This window comes from Nostoc sp. (genome assembly GCF_036917155.1).
In the GTDB taxonomy this organism is placed as follows: domain Bacteria; phylum Cyanobacteriota; class Cyanobacteriia; order Cyanobacteriales; family Nostocaceae; genus Nostoc.
On sequence record NZ_JBALDZ010000048.1, the window covers coordinates 1 to 15,401 of the forward strand.

General features: G+C 42.4%; 17 protein-coding genes. 12 read left to right on the forward strand and 5 right to left on the reverse strand.

Features of this window, described 5'->3' with window-relative positions; all coding sequences use genetic code 11:
• Nucleotides 1-481 precede the first annotated feature (481 nt).
• Together V7K67_RS07395 and rpsU are read left to right on the forward strand one after the other, a co-directional pair.
• A complete protein-coding gene (locus V7K67_RS07395) occupies nt 482-745 on the forward strand; it encodes a hypothetical protein (protein ID WP_442943783.1) in 264 nt (87 codons plus the stop codon).
• A 305-nt stretch (nt 746-1,050) separates the two neighbouring features.
• Complete coding sequence (rpsU, locus tag V7K67_RS07400; RefSeq protein ID WP_334730685.1) at nt 1,051-1,230, forward strand: 30S ribosomal protein S21; 180 nt, start codon at nt 1,051-1,053, stop codon at nt 1,228-1,230.
• A gap of 248 nt (nt 1,231-1,478) precedes the next feature.
• On the opposite strand, the gene pth is transcribed toward rpsU, so the two are convergent.
• From pth to V7K67_RS07415, 3 genes are all read right to left on the reverse strand, one after another.
• Entirely contained in the window at nt 1,479-2,120 is a 642-nt protein-coding gene (gene pth / locus V7K67_RS07405; RefSeq protein WP_334730650.1) for an aminoacyl-tRNA hydrolase, read from the reverse strand.
• Nucleotides 2,121-2,226: 106 nt separating this feature from the next.
• Entirely contained in the window at nt 2,227-2,391 is a 165-nt protein-coding gene (locus tag V7K67_RS07410) for a hypothetical protein (protein ID WP_334730649.1), read from the reverse strand.
• 56 nt (nt 2,392-2,447) lie between these two features.
• Nucleotides 2,448-2,720, reverse strand: coding sequence for a TatA/E family twin arginine-targeting protein translocase (locus tag V7K67_RS07415; protein WP_179068263.1), 273 nt, complete (start codon nt 2,718-2,720; stop codon nt 2,448-2,450).
• Nucleotides 2,721-2,854: 134 nt separating this feature from the next.
• On the opposite strand from V7K67_RS07415, the gene V7K67_RS07420 reads away from it, so the two are divergent.
• Entirely contained in the window at nt 2,855-3,433 is a 579-nt protein-coding gene (locus tag V7K67_RS07420; RefSeq protein ID WP_334730648.1) for a Uma2 family endonuclease, read from the forward strand.
• Between the two features lie 353 nt (nt 3,434-3,786).
• Here V7K67_RS07420 and psbH read toward each other — a convergent pair whose 3' ends face one another.
• Entirely contained in the window at nt 3,787-3,990 is a 204-nt protein-coding gene (gene psbH / locus V7K67_RS07425) for a photosystem II reaction center phosphoprotein PsbH (protein WP_179068264.1), read from the reverse strand.
• Nucleotides 3,991-4,075: 85 nt separating this feature from the next.
• Here psbH and psbN point away from each other — a divergent pair, with 85 nt between their 5' ends.
• The gene (gene psbN / locus V7K67_RS07430) at nt 4,076-4,207 is read left to right on the forward strand and encodes a photosystem II reaction center protein PsbN (protein WP_179068265.1); all 132 of its coding nucleotides are present in this window, start codon (nt 4,076-4,078) and stop codon (nt 4,205-4,207) included.
• Nucleotides 4,208-4,280: 73 nt separating this feature from the next.
• Here the strand turns inward: psbN and V7K67_RS07435 are convergent, their stop codons facing one another.
• Complete coding sequence (locus V7K67_RS07435; protein ID WP_335165851.1) at nt 4,281-7,658, reverse strand: alpha-mannosidase; 3,378 nt, start codon at nt 7,656-7,658, stop codon at nt 4,281-4,283.
• A gap of 88 nt (nt 7,659-7,746) precedes the next feature.
• Here V7K67_RS07435 and V7K67_RS07440 point away from each other — a divergent pair, with 88 nt between their 5' ends.
• The 8 genes from V7K67_RS07440 (at nt 7,747) to V7K67_RS07475 (ending at nt 15,341) form a co-directional block, all read left to right on the forward strand.
• The gene (locus tag V7K67_RS07440) at nt 7,747-9,402 is read left to right on the forward strand and encodes a hypothetical protein (RefSeq protein WP_334730646.1); all 1,656 of its coding nucleotides are present in this window, start codon (nt 7,747-7,749) and stop codon (nt 9,400-9,402) included.
• Nucleotides 9,403-9,564: 162 nt separating this feature from the next.
• Nucleotides 9,565-9,861: a hypothetical protein gene (locus tag V7K67_RS07445; RefSeq protein ID WP_334730645.1), complete on the forward strand. Its 297-nt coding sequence runs from the start codon at nt 9,565-9,567 to the stop codon at nt 9,859-9,861.
• A 960-nt stretch (nt 9,862-10,821) separates the two neighbouring features.
• Nucleotides 10,822-12,285 (forward strand): signal recognition particle protein, encoded by a 1,464-nt coding sequence (gene ffh / locus V7K67_RS07450; RefSeq protein ID WP_334730644.1) that lies wholly within the window; start codon nt 10,822-10,824, stop codon nt 12,283-12,285.
• A 323-nt stretch (nt 12,286-12,608) separates the two neighbouring features.
• Complete coding sequence (gene rpsP / locus V7K67_RS07455; RefSeq protein ID WP_334730643.1) at nt 12,609-12,869, forward strand: 30S ribosomal protein S16; 261 nt, start codon at nt 12,609-12,611, stop codon at nt 12,867-12,869.
• Entirely contained in the window at nt 12,832-13,266 is a 435-nt protein-coding gene (locus V7K67_RS07460; RefSeq protein WP_334730642.1) for a KH domain-containing protein, read from the forward strand. The genes rpsP and V7K67_RS07460 overlap by 38 nt, the downstream gene beginning before the upstream one ends.
• A 382-nt stretch (nt 13,267-13,648) precedes the next feature.
• Entirely contained in the window at nt 13,649-14,602 is a 954-nt protein-coding gene (locus V7K67_RS07465; RefSeq protein WP_334730641.1) for a PhoH family protein, read from the forward strand.
• 48 nt (nt 14,603-14,650) lie between these two features.
• Nucleotides 14,651-15,055 carry a ChuX/HutX family heme-like substrate-binding protein gene (locus tag V7K67_RS07470; RefSeq protein WP_335165855.1) on the forward strand — a complete coding sequence of 135 codons (405 nt, stop codon included), beginning with the start codon at nt 14,651-14,653 and terminating at the stop codon, nt 15,053-15,055.
• Between the two features lie 79 nt (nt 15,056-15,134).
• Nucleotides 15,135-15,341: a prevent-host-death protein gene (locus V7K67_RS07475; RefSeq protein ID WP_335165857.1), complete on the forward strand. Its 207-nt coding sequence runs from the start codon at nt 15,135-15,137 to the stop codon at nt 15,339-15,341.
• Nucleotides 15,342-15,401: the final 60 nt, after the last annotated feature.

Below are 15,401 nucleotides of genomic sequence, written 5' to 3' on the forward strand. Positions count from 1 at the left end.
AATCAGGGGATTTGTACAAGGACACATTGAAACATCGTGGCTGACGCCATCTCGTTTCAAATATTTTTATCTCTTTTCATAAATAAATTTAGGGACTTTAAACCCTGTATTCGGGGCTAATTTTTTTTCTGTTCCCTGTTAAGAGTTCCCTGTTCCCGCCCCGAAGGGGCTTTGTAAATATAATCATATTTTCTTATCTATTTTAGTAGCTGAAACTACATTTTTACCCAGATAATAGTAAGATTATAAAAATTTGTACTGATATCTTCAGACAGGGTGGACTTATATGCAGTATATTCACTTAGGGTAAATGAATTTTACGTAAAATTTCGTAGAATTTTCAAAACTCCACTACAATCACGTTAAAATTGGTTTCAGCCATTAAAAATGTAAAAATATTATGGGCAGACTGTTAATCAGACTTATAGGTTTAATCCTAGTTTTCACAGGATTATACTTTTTTGGTCAAAACATTATATTTGTGAGTGGTTACTATATACCTTTTTCTAACAGATTACCCGCTACTGTCGCCGTATTAGCGATTATGGCAGGTGCGTTTACATTGGTCTTTTTTCGGAGAGAAGCTAGTAATTTTGGATGGATTTTGTTAGGGATTGGCATAGTACTAGTTTTCTTCAGTGGTGGAGTAATTTTTAGATCAACTAGCTTATGGAATTTATTTGTTGCTTTTGCCTCATTAACAGTCGGATATAAATTATTTAATGAGGGCAGAATTAACTTTTAAAATCTACAAATATTATCATATTTTCTCATCTATTTTAGTGGCTTAGACGACATTATTTCCCAGCTTTTAATACAGCCAGAAAAATTTAGTATTATAATTTTCTCATCTTCTCTATTACCTCTGAGAGTGCATTAGGTCACTTAGATTAACTTTTAGTTAAGTGCTGATTTATCGATGCGGAAGCACACATAACCCGTCTCAAACGGACGAATAGCCTCTTAATCATGACTTTAGCTAAGGGGGGTTTTACTCAGGTTGAGGGTAATATTACAATGGGAGCTATTGATGATGAGGAAAAGGCAAGAATGACCCAGGTGGTTCTAGGAGAGAACGAAGGAATAGACTCAGCTTTGCGTCGGTTTAAACGTCAGGTTTCCAAAGCTGGGATATTAGCTGATGTGAAATATCATCGGCACTTTGAAACACCGATAGAAAAACGTAAACGTAAGGCGGTGACAGCTAGACGCACAAGACGCTTGAAATAAACCTATTGGTGTGATACCGGCATTGCTTGAGGTTATGACTGAAAACAAGCAACAGCGCCATCGCCATTATTCTTACAAAAATTAAGCAAAGTATGCCGCACCGCCAATTAGGGCGTAGATGAGTTACTTTCTCTATACACAGAGAGCATTACAGGCTTTATATTGGTTGGATGGAACAAGCTAAAATCACTGCCCATCAACCAAAATAAGTGCCTTTGCCAAGGTTATAGGGAAGTATTCACCCAACCCTAAGACTCAGAATTATTAATGGTGCGGCTATTACAAACATTCATTGCCTTTTCTACTCCCTGCTTGAGGCTTAGTTCAAGACATTCAACCACGAACTGAAGTACAAGAGACATTTGCTGATTTTCGGCAGCAGAAAATCGCCCCAGCACATGGGAGATAGCACCGGAATCATCGTTATTAGCTGCATCTTTGGGTTTACCAATACCGATTCGCAAACGGGGAAAGTTTTGGGTACTCAGATGTGCAATCGCACTTTTCATGCCGTTATGTCCCCCAGCCGAACCAGATAAACGCAGCCGAGTTTTTCCCAAGGGTAAATCCATATCGTCATAAATTATCAGCACTGATTCAGGCGGCAATTTATACCAACTTGTCACCGCTTGTATTGCTTGTCCTGAGCGATTCATATAAGTTAACGGCTTCAGCAAGCGAATCTTACCTCCATCTGGGGCCATACCCTCGCCATACTCACCCTGAAACTTGCGGTTTTCAGCTAGGGAAATACGCCAAGAACGGGAGAGAGTTTCTAAAGCAGCAAAGCCGATATTATGGCGTGTTTGGTCATACTTAGCTTCTGGATTCCCCAACCCGACAATTAGCTGGGGAATTACCAAAGCTGGTTGCGTAACAGCTTCTGTCATTTTGCCTACAGTCAATCAATTTTAGATTTTAGATTTTAGATTTTGGATTGAAACAGACTGCAAGGGTACAAGGCTTAGTACAGCTTTGCGTAAAATCGTAGCGTTTTTAAACGCAGAGGGACACAAAGGTTTGCCAAATTTCTTCGCTACGAATTAATGAAATGCTGTACTTAGTGATTTTAGATTGACGATAGTGCAGCATTAGCGAGTCAGACGCTTCTGCACCGTTAACGCAACGCTTACGAGCGTCTTTTGGATTTGTTCTATCCACCAAGGATATTGCTATGAACCGCAAAACAATCTAAAGTCCAAAATTCGTATGTTCTCCTAGCTAGATTGAGAAGAACTCGCGGTATCCTGCTCAGATTTGGCAGGGTAGATTTGCTTAGGTTCCAATTCAGCAGTGGTCTTTACAGCTTCTTCTAACTGTTCTGCTTCTTTTTGAAACTCGTTTTGAAACTCCTTGGAAGCTTCTTGGAAACTACGAATTGTTTTGCCCACACTCCGACCAATTTCTGGCAGCTTCTTGGGGCCAAAGATTAACAGCGCCACTACCATAATTACAGCCATTTCCGGTAGACCGATACCAAATATATTCATTTTTTGTCTCCTGTAAACTATAGAACTACTACAGAAACTCGCATATTATTATGTAGTCTACTCAATAATCGCCTATCATAGAAGGCGATGCCTGCGGCGAGCTACGCTAAGGCCCCACAAGCGAGTGATGCTTTATGTCTCTGACAATTAAAGACTTAGAACAATTACAGTCACAAAATCCTGATTTGCGGATGGAGCTTGTAGAGGGAAACATCGTCGTTATGGGGCCATCCGATTATGAGTCAGACGAAATTGGTTCTCGTCTGCTAACGTTTTTGAATATATGGGTCATGCCTCGCAAATTGGGACGTGTGACTGGTTCTAGTGCTGGTTTTATCTTGCCCAGCATTGAAAACGATGAAACTGGAGGCGACCCAGAAAAAAGAAACCTACGCGCTCCAGATGTTTCCTTTGTTCGAGCAGAACGACTCAAGAAGACTCAGCGTGACTTTGTGCAGTTAGTACCCGACTTGATGGTTGAGGTCAAATCTAAAAGCGATCGCATCAAACCGCTCCAAGAAAAGATTAAGCTATTCCTAGAACTTGGATCTACAGTGGGTATTCTCATTGACCCTGACAAAGTTTTAGTAACAGTTTATCGCCCTAACCTTGAACCAGTAGTTTTAAAAAATAACGACAAACTGACGATACCAGAATTACTACCAGGTTGGGAATTAGCGATCGCAGAACTGTGGCCACCTGAGTTTGATTGAATTAACCACCTTAACAGACAATTTCACTTGTAGAGACGGCGATTTATCGCGTCTCTTGCCTTAACCAAGTGCTGAGTGCTGTACATGGATAGCGGGGCGTTGAGCCAGTGCTGAGTAAAAACCCAGTTTTTTAAAGACTTTGAGCAATCAACACTGTCCTAACCTGTGTGACTACGGCTATAATTCAATACGCTTGGGTTAAGGCAAAAGACGCGATAAATCGCCGTCTCTACAAGTGTTTTGGGCTATAATTATACGGACATGATATGAATTCTGAATCGCAGCTGACAAAAAAACCCGGAAGAACCGGGTGTAACTTAACTTGTTATCCAAACTTGATCGCTGTATATCTTTTAGCGTCCTAAACTCCGCCAATCTACAAGTACATCTTGAATCAAGAATGATTGATTGTAAAGTTGCAGAATAATCAGCAAAAACACGAAAAATAGCAAAATAAAAACAGCCATCACCGGGGTAGTACCCCAACCTGGAGCCACTTTCCCATACTCAGAGTTCAGTGGTTTCAGGATATCTCCCAACCTAGTCCTTTGTGCCATAGTTCACCTAAGATTACTTGCCAAAGCTTTTTTTAATCTTCTGTAATATTCTATAAGAATAGCACTCATAATCAATCTCTCAATTATGGAACCCGCAATAGTTCTTAGCATTTCTATGGCTGCCGTGGTGGTTGTCATCACTGTACTGTCGATTTATACCTCTTTTGGCCCTCCTAGCAAGCAATTGAACGATCCGTTTGATGACCACGAAGATTAAAAGAGTCATTAGTCATTAGTCATTAGTCAGTGGTTTTCCACAAACCACAGACCACTGACACGGCTATCGTGGCTTACTCTAGCTTGGGATTAATTGCTGGTATCACCTTGAAACTGGCAATTTTCCAAGGCTCTATCGTCAAGTTTTGTTGCCTAGATGAGAATTCAGTGCTAGAGGAACGCTCTAATAAATCTACTCTATCTCCTAGATTCAACCCTAAATCACTTTGCAAAGATAACTCGGCTGTTTCTCCGTGACATTCATAAAACCGCAGAATTAATTGCTGTGGATTATCTTCAGATGGCTTCAAGGCCATCAAAATTAGATTTTCAGCTGATAAATCTAACAAACTCGCCCCTTCAATAGTTCTGAGTTCTGTTAGCGGTAGCGGGGTGTTTAGCAAGTTATGAGTGTCGAGTGGATTCAAGATTACTTGCAACGGTATATTCAATTCATAGCCACGCCGTACTGTATGGGCTGCTTCCCAGCTACCAGCATGAGGATACAAGGTATATGTGAATTCGTGAAAACCTCTGTCAGCCTCTGAGTCTGGCCAATTAGGACTGCGTAGCAGTGTTAAGCGGAGTTGATTTGGTTTGCTGTCGTAACCGTATTTACAATCATTCAACAAACTGACACCATAACGATTTGGGATTGCGGTATTTGTCTGTGTATCTTCTACTGTCAAATCAGCCCAACGCAAAGCGGGGACTTCCCATTTTGCTTGTTCTGCGGGGGTTTGTGGTGAGTCAGCGCTGCGGGAGGGTTTCCCTCCGTAGGCGACTGCGAACCCAAAGGGTTTAGTTGGGCGGCGAATCGCGCCACAGGGAATTTCATAAGTAGCAAAGTCTGCTTCAAGATTCAGAGGAAAAGCAGCTTTCACTAATACATGATTTTCTTGCCAATTGACTGTAGTAGCGATGTTCAGCAGAGGTGAACCAGCTTGCAGAATATAGTCTTGGCAAAATTCTGACTCACCCAACTGACGCACTACGCGCACACGATTTTGCACTGGGCCTTGTTCTAGCCACTGAATAGATTGAAGATTGGTCGCGGGTAAGGGATGTTGGGCATAATTAGGGTCAATATTCCAAGCATCCCAATATTGACCACTGTCTTTAAAAGCTTGCAGTTGATTCCCCGCCCCACTCAAAACTTCTCTTTGATAAGTTTTGTCAAAAACACTTGATAAATCTCCAGTATCAGGATCTATAACAACTCGCAAGAATTCATTTTCTAAAATCCAGTCTGGGAGGAGTGAGGGGGATGAGGGGGATGTAGCTTTAGCTTCCCGCAGGGTGGGGGATGAGGGGGAAAGCCAAAATATGCGGTAGCCTACGGGTGGAATTTCGGGGGCGAGAAATAGTAGGGTTGATGGTTCAGATAATTGGGAGATAAGTTGCTTTCCAGAAGTATCGTAAATCTGCCATTCTTCTGGTGTGGGTAAGGCTACAGAGATTACCTCAGAACGTTGCCAATTGAGAGAATTGAAAACGAAAATAGGCAAACTATCGGGTTTTGGTGGTTCTGATAGGGTAATGTGAGATGCGATCGCTAAAAGTGATTCCTGTAATATCTTCGTTCCCAATTGTTCCACTTGCTGCCATTGGGGTAACGCATCCGTGTAAACTTGGGTAATTGAAGAACCAGGTAAGATATCGTGAAACTGTTGAAATAACACCAACTTCCAAGCTGCTTCAATTTCTGCCTTGGGATATGTCACACCACAGTTTACCGTTGCCAAGGTAGCAAATAGTTCAGCTTCATACAATAAATTTTCACAACGACGATTCCAACGTTTTTGATCTGCGTGGGTAGTGTAGCAACCGCGATGGAATTCTAAGTATAGTTCGTCATTCCAAGTAGGGAATGAGGGGGATGAGGGGGATGAGGAAGAATCATCACTACTGCCTCCTGCCTCTTGCCTCTCCTGCCTCCTGCCTCCTTTACTGATTTGCTGTAAATACTTTTCAGCTGTTGTAAATTCTAAGTCTGGGAAGAAAGGAGACTTTTGCCAGCGTTGGGCGGTTTCTAACATATCACGGGTGGGGCCGCCGCCGTGGTCGCCGACACCGGGAAGCCAGAGAGATTCTGGTAAACCAGTTTGGGTTTGCCATTCAAGAGCGTAGGATGCCATTTTAACCGGATCAATGCTTTCACCGATGGGTGCAGACATCAAACTAAAGACTTCGCTACCGTCAGGCGATCGCCACCAAAATGCTCCATAATCAAATTTAGTAGTATCATTCCATCGCAACTTCTGGGTGACAAAATACTCAATTCCGGCATTAGCGAAAAACTGCGGTAAAGTTGCACAAAAACCAAAAGTATCTGGAACCCACACCACACTTGAAAGCTTGCCAAATTTTTCCTGAATATAGCGTTGACCATACAATAGCTGACGGACTATTGATTCACCAGCAATGAGGTTGAGTTCCGGTTCCACCCACATTCCGCCGACAACTTCCCAACGTCCTGCGGCCACCTGTGCTTGAATTGCTTGAAACAAATCTGGGCGATTTTCCTCAATCCAAGCATAAAGTGCGGGAGTCGAATGACAGAAAATTAACTCAGGAAAATCTGCTTGTAACTTTAGAACCGACTCAAAAGTGTTTTGCGCCGCATTCCAAGTTTCACTTACAGGCCATAACCATGCTAAATCTAAATGAGCATGACCCAACAGGAAAATTTGAGATTTTTGATCCCCCCAACCCCCCTTTTTAAGGGGGGCTAAGATATCAGATTGAATTAAATTTTGACGTAGAGACAAAAACGATCTTACTAACTCTTCCTTTGCGTCCTTTGCGCCTTCTCTGCGAGACGCTACGCGAACGCGGTTCGTAACCTCCCTCACCATCGCCGCCAAAACATCCAACTTCTCCGGCGCAAACCTTTCCAAATAAAGCTGTACCACAGCTAACTCATCAGCGACAAAACCGGGATCGGGATTATTATCAATAATAGATTCATAAACTAGGAGCGATCGCACTAAAGCACCGTCACAATGTCCCGGACTCACTAACCGCAAAGCCACAATCAACTCTTCCCCTGGCCTCACTTCCTGGCTGAGAAGCACTCTCGGCGAACAATCAAATAAATCACCCTCCAGCACTAACTCCCCATTCACATAAATCTCAGCAGAATCCGCCCACCAAACCAGCGCCAGCCGCAAAGATAACCCAGCCAAGGGATAACCCTGTAAATCTTGAGGAACCACCAATCTTTGCACTAGCCATAGCACTTTTTTCCTGCCCGTCCAAGCAATATGTTCTTTAGCATTCAACTGGACAGGTTGCCAATGAGACAAATCAGCAGCTACAACATCAGTAATAATCAGGTCAGATTCCCGGTACAGCCAAGTAGACTGAAGATTAACTTGACAAAAAGAGCGCAGTTGCTCAATTACTTCTGAGATAAATTTGGTCTGGGATTGAGAGACAGTCGGGGTCATATATTCGCTAAAATGAGGTGTTGGTTGTTTTTATTGTTTGGCGCGAGTCTCACAACTTAACAAGACTTGAACTAAAAAATTACTACTTATGTCTTCTGGTTCCTCTGGTCGTTATCAAAGCAGACTATTTAACTTTGTCCACCAGCAATCTCGGCGAGTGACACAACAGTGGGAACACACCTACCGACATTTGCAAGTTGCTACTAAGTGGGGTATGGAGGTATTACTTTACCCAGTGTATCTACTGTTTCAGTCATCGGAATCATCTGGGAAAACGCTACACACCAAAGAACCACAAACTAGACTAAAGTTACAACCTTATGACACCGATTTCCAGCCCGAAACACCGCCAAATGCTGATAGTCCCATTCAAAATGTACTAGAAGCAGTCTATTATCTGTCATCTGATGAAGCCGCCTCTACTCCGGCGAAAACATCTGAAGCTTTCAAACCCTTGGCTTTCTTGAGAATTTTTCGCTCGAAATTCCTTGATAATAACTCTACAAATAACGCTCATCTTAGTCAATTATCAAATATTACAGAGAATCAAGCCGGAAGTATCAACCCTTTGCACTTGGAAAATTCCCTGCAACGGCATCTTCCAATAGTGCGGGGAATTGCCACAAATTTAATGAATCGGAATTTAGTACTAGTTACTGCCGATAATGAAATTCTCGATATTTTGACACCCCAACAGCAAGCAAAATTAGAAGACCGAATTATTAATGAAGTTGCTAAGTATTGGCAGTCCTGGCGGTTGATTATAGCTAAAAAAGAAACGCAGCAGCTACTACCACAGATTGACCAGTTATTAGCAAAACTAACTGACGGAAATCCAGCCAAAATTCCAGTTTTAGTTGAGGGTATACCAAAAGATTTACTTAATACAGATAGATTATTAGCATTTCTAGATATAGCCTTTGCTAAGTTGGAATCAAATGCTTTAGTACCTGTACAAGAACGTAGTCAGGAAATTGCCCAACTTGCCCAAACTCAGTTAAACATATTTCTTTATGGCAAAGAGCAATTAGCTGGTAGGGGAGAAATTGCACCCAATGCTGATGGTTTGGAAACTCATACACAAAATCTTCAGGCTTTGATTGAGGCGGCGCTTAATTACTTTTTTGGTGTTGGTAATAGCAAAACACTTGAGTCAACAACCAGTGAGGAGAGATTGCCCGGTAAACTATTCTCATCACGCCTTAGAAAAGCCTTATCCAAAAGCCCTCAGTTGGATAATCAGGATTTAACAGATGATCCTTGGCTAACATGGAATGATTTATTTGGTGACACCGAAACCGTCGCTGATAAGTCAGTTACCCTTTCTCAAAGGACAAATCCTGCTTTAGTACCAAGTTTATCAGTAGGGCATTTTCCACAAAAGAATTTGACTGTAAAACAACCTAAATTCGGATCTGGCTTGGTACAAAGGAAACAACCAACTAGCAATCTTGCCTCAAGGCAAAAAACATCTGGAAAAATCGCCTCTGCAAAACAAACCCGAACCAGTATTTCTCAAACTAAAAGCGAGAGTCGTAAAGGGGAAATGTTGAAACAGCAGTTTCACCAAAGTAGTCAAGTTGAGGCACAGCCAGACTGGATAGAAACCAAAGCAACTTTAACTGGCTATGAGAAACACCCCTTAGAGCAACTTCTGGAATGGCTTGATTATGTTATGCTCTGGCTAGAAGAGAGATTTGTAAGGATTTTTCAGTCGTTGCGGCAACTATGGCAGGGTAAATAAGCTAAGAGATATTTTTGAAAATCTACTATAATAAATATTCACAATTTTCCAATTCAGATTTTTGGAATAAACGTAGAGTATGTTAGCACAGTGCAACGACACCCTACGTATACTTTTGAATTTTGAATTTTGAATTTTGAATTGTTATTGGTGGTTGTCTAAGTGAAAATTATTGTTTACTGTAAATACTTCAATTTCAAAAATCCATTGGATAAACCGAAAATTGAGACATTTGTGGTAAGTGTGCCTCAAATCCCTAAAATAGGTGAAACAATTGTAGTCGAAAGAATTTCACCCCAAAAGCAGTTTGTAATTATCTTTGAGTACATTGTGACAGCAGTGCAATTTAACGCTTCTAGAGAATCGGTTGATTCAGCAGATGCTCAGGTCAGCGCTTTTTTGAACCACTGTTGGGAGGGAACATCGAATTTCAAGGTTACAAATTTTTTAGAGCAATAATATAACAATACTGAATAATTCTTGTTGACCGAACAAGGCAAAAGTAAAAAGTAAAAAGGCACTCATAAAGAAAAAATAAAATGGTAACAAGCAACTAAATTTATTTATGGAATGAAATAAAAACATTTATAACGATAGCGCAGCTAAGCCTTTGTCTTCTCCCTTGGCGTTAGCCTCTCCCAATGTGATTCGGGGAGACGCTAAGAGCGAACGAGCGTCATGGCGCAGCGCGTTCGCATGATTGCGTCTCGTAGAGAGAAATAATACGTCCGTGATTATTTCCCCTAAATTTATTTATGGGGATTATCTTTTTACTTTTTACTTTTTAACTTTCTAGAGCGCCAGTCCACTAATATATATTGACAAAAACTCAAATATGTGGATTAAGACAAAACGCCCATTTAAGGTGAAACATTTGGGTCTGTTTTTTAGCGACAGCATAAAAACGGAACACTAAAATTCACGATTTTAACAATATACATATCTTGTATTTTAGGTCAAGTACTTCTACTGGACTGGCGCTCTAGCTGATTACCAAATTCCTGTTTGTATATGCCCAGAAGATCGGAGTAAGAAGCTAGCTGTTGTTCAGCAAGAAGACAGCAAATACGCTTGATATCTTGGCGCTTCATGAATTCTACCCAATCCTGAACGTTCTTGTCAGTGTATCCAGGTCGCGCAGCACCAAAGACTATTTACTCTTTCTCCCAAGCTGGGGCAAACTTGTACATATCTAACTGTCTAGAGTCGAGGTTGGTAAATCTCATCAATGGCAGAAAATGGCGATCGCAGCAATAGCAACTATTCAAGCATCAAAGTCCCCAATCCGTATCTAGTTGCTACAGTTGGGGTGAAAAATACTAAGCTGGTAGATAGCACGTTAAAACTTTAGCGGAAATTTAGAATCGCATTCATCGGCGGTTTAGAATTCTCCATTGGCGAACTACCTGTAATTACATTATGTTTGATGCATTATCTGACCGTTTAGAATCCGCCTGGAAAAAACTGCGGGGACAGGACAAAATTTCTCAATCCAACATTCAAGATGCATTGCGCGAAGTGCGCCGCGCCTTGTTGGAAGCAGATGTTAACCTCCAGGTAGTCAAAGATTTTATTAGCGAAGTCGAAGCCAAGGCACAGGGCGCCGAGGTGATTACTGGCGTGCGACCTGACCAACAGTTTATCAAAATTGTTCACGATGAACTTGTACAGGTGATGGGAGAAGAAAATGTTCCCATCGTAGAAGCCCAGGAACAGCCTACCATCGTTCTAATGGCTGGGTTGCAAGGTACTGGTAAAACCACAGCTACCGCTAAATTAGCCTTACATCTGAGAAAATTAGATCGTAGCTGCTTGTTGGTGGCGACAGACGTATATCGCCCAGCCGCGATCGATCAATTGCTAACCTTGGGTAAGCAAATTGACGTACCAGTATTTGAACTAGGAAGCGATGCCGATCCTGTAGAAATTGCCCGACAGGGTGTAGAACGCGCCAGGGCAGAAGGTGTCAATACAGTAATTATTGATACTGCTGGTCGTCTGCAAATTGACGAAGATATGATGGCGGAATTAGCCCGCATCAAAGCAACCGTCCAACCCCATGAAACTCTGTTGGTGGTGGACGCGATGACTGGTCAAGAAGCCGCTAATCTTACCCGCACCTTCCATGAGCAGATCGGCATTACAGGGGCGATTCTCACCAAATTAGATGGTGATAGTCGTGGTGGTGCAGCGCTTTCTGTGCGGAAGATTTCGGGAGCGCCGATTAAATTTGTGGGCGTGGGTGAGAAAGTCGAGGCACTGCAACCATTTTATCCCGATCGCATGGCATCGCGGATTTTGGGGATGGGCGATGTGCTGACCCTGGTGGAAAAAGCCCAAGAAGAGTTTGACTTAGCCGATGCTGAGAAAATGCAGGAGAAAATTTTGTCAGCAAAGTTTGACTTTACTGACTTTCTCAAACAGTTACGGATGCTAAAGAACATGGGTTCTCTGGGAGGTTTGATCAAGATGATCCCAGGGATGAACAAGCTTTCAGACGATCAACTCAAGCAGGGAGAAACCCAGCTGAAACGCTGTGAGGCGATGATTAACTCCATGACTCGCCAAGAACGCCATGACCCCGATTTATTAGCCAGTTCTCCCAGTCGGCGGCGGCGGATTGCTTCTGGTTCCGGCTATAGAGAGTCAGATGTGACTAAACTGGTGGGTGATTTCCAAAAAATGCGATCGCTCATGCAGCAAATGGGTCAAGGCAGCTTCCCTGGAATGCCGGGAATGTTCGGCGGTGGCGGCATGGGTAACGCCTTCGCGGGTGCTGGTAATCGTCCCCCTGCCCCCGGATGGCGAGGTTATGATGGTGCCTCAGCCACGAAAAAGAAAAAACCCAAAGATAAAAAGAAAAAAGGCTTCGGCAATCTTTAGTTACTGGGCATGGGGGATTGGGCATGGGGCATGGGGCATTGGGTATGGGGCAAAACAGTTCCTCTTTTCCGTTAGCTATCCGCTAACAGCACTCATTACTCAGCACTCTTGAGAGACATGGGGCATTGGTAATTTGCTAATGACTAATGACCAATGACTAATAGCAGCAAATGCTAGGCAGTGCTAAAATTAGCATTTCGACCTCAGAATTTATCAGCAGAGGAAACTGACCCTCTATTTCTCGGCAACAGCCAGATTTAGTTTACTTCCTCACCAATTAGTTGCTAACTAATATCTAACAATAGGAGAATGATTCCTCAACCATGATCAAACTGCGCTTGAAGCGATTCGGTAAAAAGCGGGAAGCAAGTTACCGCATTGTCGCCATTAATAACCTTGCTCGCCGCGATGGCCGTCCCTTAGAAGAATTGGGTTTTTATAACCCCAGAACTGATGAAGTGCGACTAGACGTTCCCGGTATCGTCAAGCGACTACAACAAGGCGCTCAACCCACTGACACGGTACGTCGCATTCTAGTAAAAGCTAATGTTTTTGAACAGCTCCGTGCAACAGCCGCATCATAATTTCGGAACAAAACTCCCAACAGCTAGCCCCAACTATGTTGATCTGGTTCGCTTTTTAGTGCAGCCGTTTTTGGAATCTCCAGAGACGTTAAGCGTCGATTGTGAAATTTCTCAGGTCCTCAAACGGGTTTGGGTTCGCATCGCCTTTGAAAGCACAGATAAAGGGAAAGTGTTTGGTCGAGGGGGACGCAATATTCAGGCGATTCGTACAGTAATTGCCGCAGCCGCAGCCGCAGCTGGGCAATCAACATACCTGGATATCTATGGCAGCACCACTCCGGGCCGCGAGGGTATGTCTTTTGATGAAGACACAGAAGAGCGATCGCCACCGCCGACTAAGAGAGAACCGCGTGCAAATGATGGGCCTAAACCCATTGTTAAACCGCGCCTCCGCTAGGTTGAAACTAGATAGTAAATCTGAGCGGTTTTTGTTAACTCCGCTCAGAATTTTTATTAAAGATGGAAAGTAGCAAAAAGATTTTTGGATCTTTTTTTGAACTCTTGACTGAATTTTAGATTTTAAATTTTGGATTTTGGATTAATTCAAAATCCGAAATTCTTGATCGAAGAAAGAGAATTCATCTAGGGGGTCAATCTAAAATCCAAAATCCAAAATTGATTCACCAGTGGCATACTGCTAGATTGTAGGGTCGTACAAGCGATTAATTTGTCGCAAAAATTTTTCAAACAAAATGTTAAGTAATCAAAGCATAATTTCGCCGTTAGCGAGAAAATATTAACCTTTGTCAAAAACAGATCCTCACCAATTAAAAAATCCTATGGCAGGTGTCTTAACAATTCAGCTGCCGAATATTCCCAGTGCGATCGCTCTTGGGGGAGATGGAGAAGAAAATCTCAAAATCCTATCTCGGCAAACAGGAGCCACTTTAGTGCTACGTGGACAGGAATTAGTGATTTCTGGTACCGAAGGGCAAATTGATCTGGCTTCTCGATTAGTGCGATCGCTTGAAGACCTCTGGATTAAAGGTAATACTATTTCCAGTGCCGATATTTTAACAGCCCGTCAAGCTATAGATAGCGATCGCCAAGGAGAACTGCAAGATTTACAGCGAGATGTCCTCGCCAAAAGTCGCCGGGGTGAAGAAGTCCGTGCCAAAACCTTCCGCCAGCGTCAATATATCGACGCACTCCGTAAACGCGATCTCACCTTCGGCGTTGGCCCTGCTGGTACTGGCAAGACTTATCTCGCTGTTGTTGTCGCCGTCCAAGCACTCCTTGCTAACCAAGTTGAAAAGCTAATTTTAACTCGCCCTGCCGTCGAAGCTGGTGAAAAACTCGGTTTTTTGCCTGGAGACTTACAGCAGAAAGTTAATCCCTATCTTCGCCCACTTTACGATGCTATTTATGAATTCATCGACCCAGAAAAAATACCCAGTTTAATGGAACGCGGTGTGATTGAAGTTGCACCACTCGCCTATATGCGCGGACGTACCCTTAATAACGCCTTTGTAATTGTCGATGAAGCCCAAAATACTACACCCGCTCAGATGAAAATGGTTTTGACTCGTCTGGGTTTCCGTTCACGGATGGTGATTACAGGCGACATGACACAAACTGATTTACCACTTCACCAACAATCAGGTTTAGGGGTGGCTTTACAAATTTTAAAACACGTTGAAGGCATTGCCTTTTGCGAATTTTCTCAAAAAGATGTTGTACGCCATCCTCTAGTTCAGCGTATTGTGGCTGCTTATGAACAATATGAAAAGTAGTCATTGGTCATTAGTCATTAGTAAAAAACTCAGAAAGGATAACAATTTATGAGTACTACTTTGAAAGAATTTTTAGCAGCTTGCGAGACTTTGGGAACTTTGCGTTTAATTGTTACTAGCAGCGCTGCTGTATTAGAAGCACGGGGCAAAATTGAAAAGCTATTTTATGCAGAATTGCCCAAAGGTAAATATGCAAATATGCACACCGAAGGCTTTGAGTTTCACTTGAATATGGATAAAATTATTCAAGTGAAATTTGAAACTGGTGAGGCAAAAAGGGGTAACTTTACTACTTATGCAATTCGCTTTTCAGATGAGAAACAAGAATCTGCTTTGAGCCTATTTTTACAATGGGGTAAACCGGGGGAATATGAACCCGGACAGGTGGAAGCTTGGCTGGCTTTGAAAGAGCAATATGGGGAAGTTTGGCAACCTTTACCAGCAGAAATTTAATGCTTAATAATTTGGAAAAATAAGCTAAATTGAGAAAAGTCTCTATATGAAATGTTTCCAAATCTTGGAGATTTTTAGAATGAAATGGACACTTGATGAAGCCCAAAAACAGCTGCCCTCAATAATTAATGCGACTAGTCAAGAACCTCAGCTAATCTATACTGAAGAGGAATTGGTGGCCGCAATTCTAGATCCTGAGCTTTTTCAAGAATTTTTAAACTGGCGACAAAAAGCTACGAAAACATCTCTAGCCCCTAGCTATCTAATTGGTATACAAAGCAGGTAAGCTGATATTACACCTACCATCGGTAAAAAATTAGTGATAGTAAAGTTGCCTCGCCATCGC